At 70.1% G+C, this 12,383-nt stretch carries 12 protein-coding genes; 8 read left to right on the top strand and 4 right to left on the bottom strand.

Annotated elements, in window-relative coordinates; genetic code table 11:
• Positions 1 to 50: 50 nt before the first annotated feature.
• Together AC1DE0_RS10930 and AC1DE0_RS10925 are read left to right on the top strand one after the other, a co-directional pair.
• Positions 51 to 1,394, top strand: coding sequence for a UDP-glucose dehydrogenase family protein (locus tag AC1DE0_RS10930; protein WP_478100279.1), 1,344 nt, complete (start codon positions 51 to 53; stop codon positions 1,392 to 1,394).
• 167 nt (positions 1,395 to 1,561) lie between these two features.
• Positions 1,562 to 2,167: an arsenate reductase/protein-tyrosine-phosphatase family protein gene (locus AC1DE0_RS10925; protein WP_478100276.1), complete on the top strand. Its 606-nt coding sequence runs from the start codon at positions 1,562 to 1,564 to the stop codon at positions 2,165 to 2,167.
• 91 nt (positions 2,168 to 2,258) lie between these two features.
• Here the strand turns inward: AC1DE0_RS10925 and AC1DE0_RS10920 are convergent, their stop codons facing one another.
• Positions 2,259 to 3,878 (bottom strand): tyrosine-protein kinase domain-containing protein, encoded by a 1,620-nt coding sequence (locus AC1DE0_RS10920; RefSeq protein WP_478100274.1) that lies wholly within the window; start codon positions 3,876 to 3,878, stop codon positions 2,259 to 2,261.
• A 139-nt stretch (positions 3,879 to 4,017) separates the two neighbouring features.
• On the opposite strand from AC1DE0_RS10920, the gene AC1DE0_RS10915 reads away from it, so the two are divergent.
• From AC1DE0_RS10915 to AC1DE0_RS10900, 4 genes are read left to right on the top strand one after another with little or no spacing between them, the layout of a single operon-like run.
• Positions 4,018 to 4,956 (top strand): hypothetical protein, encoded by a 939-nt coding sequence (locus AC1DE0_RS10915; RefSeq protein WP_478100272.1) that lies wholly within the window; start codon positions 4,018 to 4,020, stop codon positions 4,954 to 4,956.
• 50 nt (positions 4,957 to 5,006) lie between these two features.
• On the top strand, positions 5,007 to 5,885 hold the full coding sequence (gene rfbA, locus AC1DE0_RS10910; protein ID WP_478100270.1) for a glucose-1-phosphate thymidylyltransferase RfbA: 879 nt from the start codon (positions 5,007 to 5,009) through the stop codon (positions 5,883 to 5,885).
• Complete coding sequence (locus AC1DE0_RS10905) at positions 5,885 to 6,493, top strand: dTDP-4-dehydrorhamnose 3,5-epimerase family protein (RefSeq protein WP_478100268.1); 609 nt, start codon at positions 5,885 to 5,887, stop codon at positions 6,491 to 6,493. The genes rfbA and AC1DE0_RS10905 overlap by 1 nt, the downstream gene beginning before the upstream one ends.
• Positions 6,490 to 7,068 carry an arsenate reductase/protein-tyrosine-phosphatase family protein gene (locus AC1DE0_RS10900; protein WP_478100266.1) on the top strand — a complete coding sequence of 193 codons (579 nt, stop codon included), beginning with the start codon at positions 6,490 to 6,492 and terminating at the stop codon, positions 7,066 to 7,068. The genes AC1DE0_RS10905 and AC1DE0_RS10900 overlap by 4 nt, the downstream gene beginning before the upstream one ends.
• A gap of 46 nt (positions 7,069 to 7,114) precedes the next feature.
• On the opposite strand, the gene AC1DE0_RS10895 is transcribed toward AC1DE0_RS10900, so the two are convergent.
• Positions 7,115 to 8,221, bottom strand: coding sequence for an LCP family protein (locus AC1DE0_RS10895; protein ID WP_478100264.1), 1,107 nt, complete (start codon positions 8,219 to 8,221; stop codon positions 7,115 to 7,117).
• Between the two features lie 54 nt (positions 8,222 to 8,275).
• Here AC1DE0_RS10895 and AC1DE0_RS10890 point away from each other — a divergent pair, with 54 nt between their 5' ends.
• Positions 8,276 to 8,863 (top strand): hypothetical protein, encoded by a 588-nt coding sequence (locus AC1DE0_RS10890; protein WP_478100262.1) that lies wholly within the window; start codon positions 8,276 to 8,278, stop codon positions 8,861 to 8,863.
• Here AC1DE0_RS10890 and AC1DE0_RS10885 read toward each other — a convergent pair.
• Both AC1DE0_RS10885 and AC1DE0_RS10880 read right to left on the bottom strand, forming a co-directional pair.
• Entirely contained in the window at positions 8,847 to 10,052 is a 1,206-nt protein-coding gene (locus tag AC1DE0_RS10885) for an acyltransferase family protein (RefSeq protein ID WP_478100260.1), read from the bottom strand. The genes AC1DE0_RS10890 and AC1DE0_RS10885 overlap by 17 nt on opposite strands.
• A 64-nt stretch (positions 10,053 to 10,116) precedes the next feature.
• Positions 10,117 to 11,226 (bottom strand): glycosyltransferase, encoded by a 1,110-nt coding sequence (locus tag AC1DE0_RS10880; RefSeq protein WP_478100257.1) that lies wholly within the window; start codon positions 11,224 to 11,226, stop codon positions 10,117 to 10,119.
• Between the two features lie 40 nt (positions 11,227 to 11,266).
• On the opposite strand from AC1DE0_RS10880, the gene AC1DE0_RS10875 reads away from it, so the two are divergent.
• Positions 11,267 to 12,367 carry a glycosyltransferase family 4 protein gene (locus tag AC1DE0_RS10875; protein WP_478100255.1) on the top strand — a complete coding sequence of 367 codons (1,101 nt, stop codon included), beginning with the start codon at positions 11,267 to 11,269 and terminating at the stop codon, positions 12,365 to 12,367.
• Positions 12,368 to 12,383 lie beyond the last annotated feature (16 nt).

The following is a 12,383-nucleotide window of genomic DNA, read 5'->3' as shown; positions in this document are numbered from 1 at the left end:
GGGTTGTCTCGCCGACGACGACTGCTCTGGCTCTCGATATGCTGCCCGGCGTGAAGATGTCAGTCATCGGGTGTGGGTATCTGGGAGCGGTGCACGCCGCCTGCATGGCTGACTTCGGTCATGAGGTGATCGGCATCGACGTCGACCCCGAGAAGGTGCGCAAGCTCGCTGCAGGCATCCCGTCGTTCCACGAGCCCGGGCTCGAGCCACTGCTGCGCAAGGGTGTCGACGGCGGCGACCTCACCTTCACCACCGACAAATCCGAGCTGGCCCGAGCACGAGTACACTTCATCGCCGTCGGCACGCCCCAGCGTGGCGGCAGCTATGCCGCCGACCTCCGCTATGTCTGGAGCGCGGTCGATGACATCCTCGCGCACGCCCGACCCCAACCCGACGGGCCGCTCATCATCGTCGGCAAGTCGACAGTGCCGGTCGGCACGGCGCAGGCCATCGCCGAGCGGATCGCGGAGGCCGGCCTCGACGCCGTCGTTGTCTGGAACCCCGAGTTCCTGCGCGAAGGCTTGGCCGTCCAGGACACCCTCACGCCGGACCGGGTGGTCTACGGCCTTCCGGAGGACCCTGCGGCGGCCGACACCGCACGCACCGCGCTCGACGAGGTCTACGCGCCGATCCTCGACGCCGGCATCCCGCGGCTGCTCGTCAACTACCCCACGGCCGAGCTCGTCAAGGTTGCCGCGAACTCGTTCCTGGCAACCAAGATCTCGTTCATCAACTCCATGGCCGAGCTGTGCGACGCCACCGGCGCCGACGTGTCACGCCTGGCCGAGGCCATCGGTCACGACGACCGCATCGGGCCGAAGTTCCTGCAGGCAGGCATCGGGTTCGGCGGTGGGTGCCTGCCCAAGGACATCCGCGCCTTCATGGCTCGCGCGGGCGAGCTGGGGGTCGACCAGTCACTGACATTCCTGCGCGAGGTCGACTCGATCAACATGCGGCGCCGCGACCACGCCGTCGAGCTGGCCAGCACCATGGCCGGGGGGCGCCTGGTCGGCGTCAAGGTGGCGGTGCTCGGGCTCACTTTCAAGCCGGACAGCGACGACGTGCGAGACTCGCCGGCACTCGACATCGCAGGCCGCCTCTGGGGACGCGGGGCCAACGTTGTGGCCACCGACCCGGCAGGTGCGGAAGCCGTCCGCGCGCTGCGCCCTGACTTGCAGATCGTCGACACTGCGGACGAGGCCCTCGACGGCGCAGACCTCGTCATGCTGCTCACGGCGTGGAAGGAGTACGTCGCGATCGACCCGGCCCACGCGAAGTCGCTCGTGGCCTCGCCGCGCGTCATCGACGGTCGCAACGTGCTGGACCCGCAGCGGTGGACTGATTCGGGGTGGGAGTACCGGGGTATGGGGCGACGGTCGAGCTCGTCGCCGTGACGTGACTGCGCTCCTGTGGATAGAACACTCGCGGGCGCGGCACGGATGGCGAACTTTACGTTTGCTTTAAGAACTTCTTGCTCAAATCGTGGATTTGAAAGAACTTCGCAAGTCGGGCACCTACGATCAACCGGTACGTCGCAAGACCGCTGATCAGGGGGAAGTGAATGCTCGGGGACGCCTCTCGCAACCGGGGAATTTTGTTCGTCTGCACCGGCAACATCTGCCGGTCGCCCTACGCCGAACGCAGGTTGAGGCAGCTGCTTCCGGCCGCCGGCGTGGAGATCGTCAGCGCCGGCACGGGAGCCCTTGTCGGCTCGGACTTCGAGACCGAGACACGAGATTCGCTGCGCCAGCAGGGCGCCGACGTGACCGGCTTCGCGGCCCGGAGCGTCACGCCGGAGATCCTCGGCTCAGCCGAACTCGTGCTGACCATGACGCGTACCCACCGCGGCCAGGTCTCGCGTCTGAACCCTGCCGTGATGCGCAGAGCCTTCGCCCTCGGCGACTTCGCCGACCTGTGCCGTACATCGGGCACCTGGCGCCCCATCAACCCTGCTCAGCCCTGGCTGCCCCAGGTGGCGGCCGAGGCAGCAGCGGCGCGCGGAACCGTGGCCCCACGCGACCTCGATCTCATCGACGTCGTGGACCCCTACGGCCGGTCCGCACGCACCCACGCGGAGGCCTTCGATCGCATCGAGGACTTCCTCGGGACGATCGTGCTCGCCCTCGGGGCCGTGGCAGGGTCGGCGAGGGCCAGCCACAGCCGCTGACGACAACGGAGCCGGCACGACCCCGCGACACGAAGAGGACGCCTGCGGTGCAGGCGTCCTCCACGTTTTGGTTGAACTGTCTGGCCGGGGCTCAGCGATAGGTGGCGATGTCGGCCGGGTCGTTGGGCACGGGGCCGTTCGGGCGCTCGTCCGAGGCCGCGGGGCGGGCTTTCGGGCCGGGCCCGAACTCGCCGAGCCGTGCGATCGGGGCGGTCGGATGACCGCCTTCCGGTGCGGCGTTCGAGCGAGCAGCAGGGCCCTTCGGGCGCGGCACGACGAGCGCCGCCTCGTCGTCGGCAGCAACTGGCCGACGCAGGCGGCGCGGACTCTTGTCCTTGGCGCGCTGGCGCTCGCTCTCGGGGCGGTAGTCGTACTCGTAGGTGCCGTAGCCGCTGCCGAGGTCCTTGACCTTGACTCGGTTGAGGATGAGCCCGAGCACCGAGCCGTTGACGGCCTCGAGCGACTCGAGGGCACGACGCACGTGCTCACGCTGGGCCACGCCAGCCCCGACGACGACGAGCGCGCCGTCGACGATGGTGCTGAGCACAGCGGCGTCTGTGACGGGTAGGAGCGGGGGAGCGTCGATGAGCACGTAGTCGTAACGTTCGGCCAGATCGGCGACCAGCTGCTCCATGTTGGCTGAGCCGAGCAGCTCGCTCGGGTTCGGCGGGATGGGGCCAGCGCCGAGCAGGCGCAGGCCTGTGCGGCCAAACGGCTGGAGCACGTCCTCGACGTCGACACGCCCGACGAGCACGTCGGTGAGGCCGACGGAGCCCTCGAAACCGAGGTAGTCGAGCAGGCGCGGGCGGCGGAGGTCGCCCTCGATGACGACGACCTTGAGCCCGGTGTCGGCCAGGCTCAGCGCCAAGTTCGCGGTAGTAGTCGACTTGCCCTCACCGGGAAGTGACGAGGTGACGACGATCGACTTGGGCGGGTTGGCCACGTCGATGAACTGCAGATTGGTGCGCAGCGACCGGAAGGCCTCAGCGCGCTGCGAGCGAGGGTCGACCTGCACGATGAGCGGGTGAGTTGACGCCTCCGCGTCGAAGGCGATGCCACCGAGGATGGTGCGGTCGGTGACCGTCTCGAGGTCACGCTGGGACTTCACCGACTTGTCAAGCAGGTCGCGCAGCAGAGCCAAGCCGAAACCCAACAGCAGACCTAGCGCTAGGCCCAGTGCGAGATTTCGCGTGGGACGGGGGCTCACCGGGCTGAGATCAGCCTCCGCGTCTTTGAAGACGGTGATCTTCACGGGGCTGTCTTGCGACGCGTTGACACGCTCCAAATCAGAGACGACCCCTGGAAAAGTCGATCCAATGGCAGATGCGACGCTTTGCGCGGTGGCAGGTGACTTCGCCGTCACGGTCACATCGATGATGACCGTGTCCAGAGGGATGGTCGTCTTGATCTGCTCGGCCAGCGTCCTTGCGTCCGTGCCCAGGTTCAGATCTTTGATGATGGGATTCAGCACCTTGGGCGAGGCCAAGAGCTGAGAGTACGACTTGACTCGCGCCTGAGAGAACATGTTGCCCTGCTGGAGCGCCTGTGCGTTGTCCGTGCTTGAGGTCGCGACGAAGAACTGCGTGTTGGCGGCATACGTGCGGGGGGTCAGAGTTGTATAAGCCGCCGCGAGACCGAGGGTCACGAGCGTGACGGCGGCGATGATCATCCATCGCTTCCTGATCACGTTGAGGTAGTCCTGCAGTTCCACGGTCCCCGTCTTTCCGTTGTCGATCGGGGCCGCCCTCTAGCATGGACATCGGACATTTCGACACGGCCCCTCCCGCGCATCCTATGCCGAGGCACCCAGTTGCGCCGCATTCGTCCAACCTGTCCGTAGAGTGGCCCCCGTGATTCGGTGGCTGACGGACAAGTCCGTGGGGCGGCTGGCCTTGGGAGGCCTGCTCGCCCTGCTCGTCGTCGACGCCCTCCTGGTGGTGCTCGCCTTCCGCCCCGACAAGGCCGGCGCAGTCCCCCCGACCAGTGCGGCAGCCACCTCGATCGGCACCCCGACGCCGGCGGCCGAGCCGACCAGGAAGGCGGCGGTCCAGCCCGTCAGCGAGGTCATCGTGGCGGCGAGCGCTACGCGCGCGTGGCGTGCGGTGCTCGGCACCTGCGCCGGCGGCGGCGCCTCCATCCAGATGACCGACGACGGCGGCAAGACGTGGACCAAGCGGGCCGCCCCCACCGGCGCTCTCGGCCGCGTGCAGCCCGTCGGCGAGTCGGGCCGCGGCTTCGTCATCGCCGCGCGAACCGGCTGCGCCGTGGGGGAGTACCCGACGGACGACGAGGGCAAGACCTGGCGCGGGCCGAGGGCGGTCGAGGGCGGCTGGTCCCGCACGCCCGGTGGCGCGTCACCCCAGACCGTCATCACCCCGCAGCGCACCGACGCCCGACCGTGTGGCACCGCCGCGGTCGTCGACGTCGCGCGCGCCAGCGCCTCAAGCGCCTACGCGCTCTGCGCAGGCGGCCAGCTGATGCGCTCGACCAACGGCGGCGCGGGCTGGAGCCAGGCGGCTGCCGTCGACGGCGCCCTCGCGCTCAGCGTCCGCGCCGAGAAGGCCGGCCCTACGGCCTACGTCGCCCGCGTCACCGGCGAGTGCTCCGGCGTCGAGGTCGCCCGCGTCTCGAGCCGCTCAGCGTCGAAGGTCGCGTGCGTCGCGACCGATGCCGCCACCACCGGCGGACGCGTGTCACTCAGCGTCGTCGAGTCAGCGGGCTGGCTCAGCGTGGCAGGCACGACGTGGCGTGCGGGTGCCAACCTCGCATCTTGGGCCAAAACCGGCTGATCTGGACGCTTGTCAATCCTCTTCTCAATATGCACTTAGGCTGACCCACCATGAAGGGGATCATCCTGGCCGGGGGGAGCGGCACGCGGCTGCATCCGATCACCCGTGGCATCAGCAAGCAGCTGATGCCCGTCTACGACAAGCCGATGGTCTACTACCCGCTGGCGACGCTCATGATGGCCGGCATCCGTGAGGTCCTCGTCATCACCACCCCCGACGACGCCGATGCGTTCCGCCGGCTGCTCGGTGACGGCTCCCAGTGGGGCATGTCGATCACGTATGCCGTCCAGCCGAGTCCCGACGGACTCGCCCAAGCGTTCATCCTCGGAGCCGACTTCATCGGCGGCGACAGCGTTGCCCTCGTGCTCGGCGACAACATCTTCTTCGGGCCCGGGCTCGGGCTCGCGCTCAAGAACAACACCGAGGTCGTCGGCGGACACGTTTTCGCCTACCGCGTCGCCGACGCCCGCGCGTACGGCGTCGTGGAGTTCGACAAGGACGGCACGGTGCTCTCGATCGAGGAGAAGCCCGCCCGTCCCAAGTCGAACTACGCCGTGCCCGGCCTCTACTTCTACGACAACGACGTCGTCGACATCGCCCGCAACCTCGTGCCCAGCGAGCGGGGCGAGCTCGAGATCACTTCCGTCAACGACGCCTACCTCCGGCGCGGCGACCTCACCGTCACGCCGCTCCCGCGCGGCACCGCCTGGTTCGACACCGGCACGTTCTCGGGCCTCATGGAGGCCAGCCAGTACGTCCACGTAGTCGAGGAGCGGCAGGGGCTCAAGATCGGCTGTGTCGAGGAGGTCGCCTGGCGCAACGGGTGGCTCGACGACGCCGGCCTGACCAAACACGCTGATGAGCAGGCCAAGAGCGGCTACGGCCTCTACCTGCACACCCTGCTCGCCGAAGCCCGGGAGAGAATCTGATGGACATCCGACCACTGCGCATCGAGGGAGCCTTCGAGGTGACCCCGAGACAGTTCCGCGACGACCGGGGGGTGTTCCTCGAGTCGTTCCGCGCGGACCACCTGGCCGAGGTCGTCGGTCATTCCCTGGAGGTGCTCCAGACGAACGTGTCGGTGTCGTCGCGCGGCACGCTCCGCGGCATCCACTTCGCCGACGTGCCCGTTGGGCAGGCGAAATACATCACCTGCGTCGCCGGCAGCCTCATCGACTTCGCTATCGACCTGCGCGTCGGGTCGCCGACCTTCGGGGAGTGGGACTCGGTCCTGCTGGACAGTGTGGACCGTCGGGCCGTCTACCTCTCCGAGGGACTCGGTCACGCGTTCGTTGCGCTGGAGGACGGCACCACGTCGCACTACCTCTGCTCGAGCGTCTACAACCCCACCGCCGAGCACGGCATCGACCCGCTCGACCCCCAGATCGGACTTGTGCTGCCCGCCGGCCTGTCGCCACTGCTCTCGCCCAAGGACACCGTCGCGCCCTCCCTCGCCGAGGCCATTGAGACCGGACTGCTGCCGACGTACGAGGCCTGCCTTTCTTTTACCGGCCGTCTGGCCGAGATGGCGCGATGACCCCAATCGGGCGCATCCTCGTCATCTGCACCGGAAACGTGTGCCGCTCGCCCTACCTCGAGCGACGCCTGCGCCAGCTCCTCGCCGGCACCGACGCCGTCGTCGAGAGCGCCGGCACCCGCGCCCTCGTCGGGGCGGACATCGAGCCCGGGTCGTCGGCCGCGCTCGCGGCCGTCGGCGCCGACACAGCCGGCTTCGCCTCCCGCCAGCTCGTGCCCGCGATGCTCGACGAGGCCGACATCGTCGTCACCGCGACCCAGGCGCACCGCGGCGACGCCGTCGCACTGCACCCGGGCGCCCTGCGCAAGACCTTCACGCTCGGCGAGCTCGCCGACCTCGTGCGTGACGCCGACCTCGCTGCCGAGGCCCGCACCGCCCCAGCAGGTATGCCGTGGGCCGCGGTCGTCGCCGACCTCGCCCGGGGACGCCGAGGGCTCAACCCCGCCCGGACGGCCGACGAATCGGACATCCACGACCCATACGGGCGCGGACCTGAGGCATATGACCGGATGTCGCACGAAATCGAGTCGCAGGTCGGTGTCGTCGCCGACGCGCTGCGACCGCCAGCCGTCTGACTCGACCTCGGACAGCCCCTGCCCGCAAGGCGATTCGCTCTTGGGCCTACTTGTAGGAGTCGAGCGCGTTGTCGCGGATGGCCTTGCCGAGCTCGTCCATCTTCACCTCGTCGACGATGTCGATCGAGGCGCCCGCCGGGCTCGTGCCGAAGCCGGTGAACGGCGCCGTGATGAAGCGGATGTCGCTGCCGCGCAGGCCCCGCATCGCGAAGGCCTCGGAGCGCATCACGCCGACGTCGAGCTTCTGGTCGACCGTGAGGTTGCTCGTCGCGGCATCGGCGAAGTCCTTGAGCCGGATCGGGTTGGTCAGCACGTCCTTGCTCAGCGTCTTGAGCATGAGGCCCTTGATGAACGCCAGCTGGCGCTGGCCACGGGAGATGTCGCCCTCGCTCAGCTGGTGGCGCTGCCGCACGAAGACGAGGGCGGTCTCGCCGTCCATGTGCATGACGCCCTTCTTGAAGACCTTGCCGTCGCCGGTGGACGCCTCCTCGACGTTGACGTCGACACCGCCGACCGCGTCGGTCATCGCCTTGAAGCCCTCGAAGCCGAGCATCGCCACGTGGTCGATGCGGATGCCGAGCATGTTCTGCATGGTGGTCACGAGCAGCGGCGACCCGCCGAACGCGTACGCCGCGTTGAGCTTGTTCTTGCCCTTGCCGGGGATCGAGACGTAGAGGTCACGCGGGAAGTGGATGAGCGTGACCTTGGAGTGGTCGTCGGGCACGTGGACCAGCACCATGACGTCGGAGCGGGCGCCCTCGCGCCCGGGCCCGGCATCGTTGCCGATGATGAGGTAGTTGGTGCCGTTGCCCGCCGGCTGCGTGACGACGTCGCCGTTCTTGTCGGTCGGCAGGGCGCCGCTGCCGGCGGAGTCGGGCAGCAGCAGCTCCTGCTTCACGTTGTTCGTGACGATGTGGTTGAGCCACGCCAGGTAGCCGCCGACCGCGAGCACCGGCACGAGCAGCAGCACGAGCGCGACCACGAGCACCTTGCGGTTGCGGCGCTTCTCGCGGCGGGTCGGCCTGCCGTCCGAGCCGTCGTCACCGCCTCCGCCGTCGTCACCGCGTCCGCCGCCACCCCAGCCGGAGCCGTCGCTGGCGCCGACCTGGTCTCGTTCGAACAGGTCGGTGTCTCGTTCGCGGGTGCCGTCCATTGCGGCCAGTGTAGGTGTCAGGACGTGCCCCCACTGCCGCTTACACTGACGGCCGTGACTGGAGGACGAAGACGACGGATCAACTCGGACGTTCCCCTCGTCACCGGCGGCGCGGTGCTCTTCGTGGCCTGGGTCTGGGTCCTCATGCGGGCGACCGAACCGCTCGTCACGGTCTTCGCCTTCGCCTCCGACGGCCGCCCGAAGCTGTATGCCGGCCTCCTCGCCGTGCTCGCCGGCCTCCCGGGGCTCTTCCTGACCCTGCCGCGCGCGCTGACCCCGCCCGCCCCCGTGGTCGTGCCGTCGGTGCGCAGCCGCAGTCAGGCCTCGGCGCGCCGCACCTCGTTCCTGCGCACCGACGTGATCGGCGTGGCGGTGTTCCTGCTCGCCCAGGTGCCGCTGCCCGCGCCATGGGGACCGGTCGGCAAGGCCGCCACCATCGCCAACATCACGAAGTCGCCCGAGATCGTCGAGCTGAGCGCCCGGTTCGCGAACTACTCGCTCGGCGTCTTCGCCGTGGGCATCGCCGCGGCGGTCATCGCGAAGGTGTACTCGCACGCGGCCGCCCTGCGGGTGCTGGCGATCATCCTCGCGGTCGGGGCGCCGGTCGTGGCGTGGGTGCTCGTCGTCAACGCGATCCGCTAGCCGACCCGCCGGGCGTGTCGACTGACGAGTCGCGCACGACGGTGCGCATGCTGCCCCGGATCAGGAACGGCTTCTCGATGAAGTGGTAGAACACGGCGGCGACCAGCACCGTCGTGGTGCCCGCGACGCCGAGCGCGACCAGGGTCGTCAGGCCCAGGCCCCACTCGCCGAACTGCGCGAGGCCCGCCGTCAGCAGCAGGACCGGCTGGTGCAGCAGGTAGAAGCTGTAGGAGATGACGCCCAGCGCCGTCAGCCACCGCAACGGGCCCGCCTCGAATCGCCGGGCAGGCACGTGCGCCAGCAGCACGAGCAGGCACACCGCGACCACCCCGAAACCCAAGGCGCTCGCCGGACCCCACCCGGCGGCATACCCAATCAGGCCGACTGCGAGCGCGAGGGGCAGCGCGACCGCAGCACGCAAGCGATGCTCGGGGCGCGGCGAGCGCACGAGCGTCGCCGCCCACAGGCCGAGCGCGAACTGGAACCAGCGCGCCGGGAAGAGCTTGTCGGTCGAGGGGACGAGTCCGGCGGGGTGGACCTGCCCCGCCCACCACAGGCCGAACACCGCCCACACCAGCGCGACGCCGCCGGTGGTCACCATGACGCCGCGCAGGCCCCACCGCCGGTGGACCAGCAAGAGGAGCGGGAAGCCGAGGTAGAGCGTGGCCTCGAGCGAGATCGACCACAGCGACCCGTTGACCGCCCCGAGAGTGTCGCCGAAGAAGGGAAAGGTCAGGGTCAGGTGCGTCCACACGTCGAACTGCGTGAGGTCCCGCGCGACGAGTCGCTCCCGCAGGGCGGGCACGAGCTCCAGGCCCATGACGAGAATGACGGCGGCGTAGTAGGCCGGCAGCAGCCGGTAGGCGCGACGGCGGAAGAACCGACGGGGGTCGAGCCGCCGCACCCTGCCGTCGCGGATCAGCGGCAGCGTGAGGCAGAAGCCCGAGAGCACGATGAAGATGTCGACGCCGGCACCGCCGAAGCCCATGACGCGCACGAGCAACCCGTCGCCCGAGAGCTTCGGCGGCCGCACGTTGTCGAGCCAGTAGCCGTGGATGTGCAGCAGGAAGACCCAGAGGGCTGCGAAGCCGCGCAGCGTGTCGACGTACGCGAGCCGGCGCGTGGCGACAGGAACGGCCGGCGCCGCCGTGACCGCCTGCGCCGGTGTCGGCGCACTCGTGCCCTCCATCGATCCCCCTTCACCCCGCTGGGTGGACCACGCCCCCGCGTCCCGGCCCAGCGTCCAGCTCGCGTCATCGTAGGAGCAGATCGACCTCCCGGCGCATGCGTTCGTGAAAACGCGCCTCCGAGAAGTGGGCCGCGTGCTCCCGGATGGCGGCGGCGTCCCATCGTCGTTCGCGGTTCGCGACGACCGCGGCCGCGACGCACGCCACCGTCGGCTCCTCGAAGAAGGTGCCGTTGACGCCCTCGTCGATCGTGTCGAGGTAGCCACCACCGTGCAGGGCCAGGGTCGGCACCCCGAAGGCCGCTGCCTCGAGCGGCGTCAGGCCGAAGTCCTCGAGGCTCGGGGCGAGCAGGGTGCGCGCGTGGGCGTAGGTCCACCGCAGCTCAGCGTCGGTCAGGTCGCTGAGGATCCGCACGTTGTCGGGGGCTGCTGCCCGCAGCTGTGCCGCGAGCGGCCCCGAGCCGACCACGACGAGGCGCTCGTCGAGGCCACGCACCGCATCGATCGCGACATCGACGTTCTTGTAGGGGAGCAGGCGCGAGACGACGAGCAGGAAGCCGTCGTCCGCCCAGTCGGCGAGTGGGTCCACCGGCGCCTGCGGGTCGTGGGCGTCGATGCCGTAGGGCGGCGGCACGACCTCCGCGTCGATCCCGTATGCCGCCGTGATGCGTTCGCCGACCACCGTCGAGTTCGCGAGGTAGCGGTCCGCCGACGCGGCCGCCCGCCGGTCCCACCGGCGCAGCCAGCCACTGAGCAGCGTGAGGCCGTGCCCCTGGAGCGACCGGTTCGCGGGCCCCCCGAGGTAGGCCTCGGCCTGGTAGAGCCACCGCGCGGGCGCGTGGCAGTAGACGAGCTTGCGGCCGGTCGCCGGGACGCCGTGCGCCCAGCCGGAGCTCGACGCGACGACGACGTCGGCGTCGACGGGAAGGCGCGAGACGGCATACGGCAGCAGGGGCAGCGCGGCGCGGTGCCTGCGGCGCAGGGGAAGCAGCCGGTCGATGGGGGAGACCACGACGTGGGCGTCGCGGAACTCGGGGTAGGTGCCGTCGGGGTCGTAGAGCGTCGTGTGGATCGGCGCGTCGGGGAATGCGCGGTGCAGCGCGAGGACCACCCGCTCGGCGCCGCCGCGCTGGGTGAGGTAGTCGTGCGCGATCGCGACGCGCGGTCGATCGGTCATGGTCTCCGATCCGGTGAGGACGGACGCTACATTCGGGCAGGTGCCGAGCCTCAGTCTGAGCCAGAGTGGCGCCGTGCTGGCGGTGAACGGCAGATTCCTGTCCCAGGCCACGACCGGCACCCAGCGCTACGCCCTCGAGCTGGTGACGCGTCTCGCCGCCCGGCACGGCGACCGCGTGGTCGTCCACGTGCCCAAGGGAACTCACGTGCCCGACGCGATCGCGGGTGCCGCCCGGGTGCGCGAGTCGCGCGCGACCGGGCAGGTCTTCGAGCAGGTCGTGCTGCCCTGGCTCGCGCGCCGCGACCTGCTGCTCAGCCTCGGCGGACCGGCCCCGGTGCTCGCTCGGCGCCAGGTCGCGACGCTGCACGACGTCTCGGTCTTCCGACACCCCGAGACCTACAGCCGCGGCTTCCGCACCTGGTACCGGACGATGTACCGCGTGCTGGCCCGGCGGGCCGTGCGGGTGCTGACCGTGTCGTCGTTCAGTGCCGGTGAGCTGCAGGCCGTTCTCGGTCTGGCGCCGGAGCGCGTCAGCGTGGTGCCGAACGGCAGCGACCACGTCGACCGCTTCACGGCGTCGTCGCCCGACCTCGGTGGCGTCGAGGACCAGCTCGCCGACGGGACTCCGTGGGTGCTGTGCGTCGGGACGTTTGCCCGCCACAAGAACCTCGTGCCGGCGCTCGATGCTCTGGACGAGGCCGGGATCCGCTCGGTCGTCGTGGGCGCGAGGGGCGGCAACCGGGTCTTCGCGGACGCTGGGCCGGCGCGCTGGAGCCATGCGACCTTCGCCGGTCGGCTGTCCGACGACGAGCTGGCATGGCTCTACGGCACGGCGACCGTGCTCGTGTTCCCTTCCCTCTACGAGGGTTTCGGCATCCCGGTCGTCGAGGCGCAGCGGCTCGGGTGCCCGGTGGTCGCGCTGCGTGCCGGGCCGATGGCCGAGGTGGCGGGCGAGGGCGCTGTGCTGTGCGACGCCTCCGAGCCGCTGCAGGTCGTCGAGGCGGTGCGCGAGATCGCCTCGGACGCGGCTCGTCGCTCTGCGCTCGTCGAGGCCGGGCGGCGCAACGCCGCGCGCTACACGTGGGACGGGTCGGCCGACCTGCTCGAGCAGGGGCTCGCCGAGGCGGGCTGGGAGCTCTGACCGGGACGAACGGGAT

It is taken from the genome of Terrabacter sp. 05T424, assembly GCF_056396225.1.
Note: the sequence above shows the minus strand (reverse complement) of the source record. Positions and strands in the feature narration are given on the sequence as shown.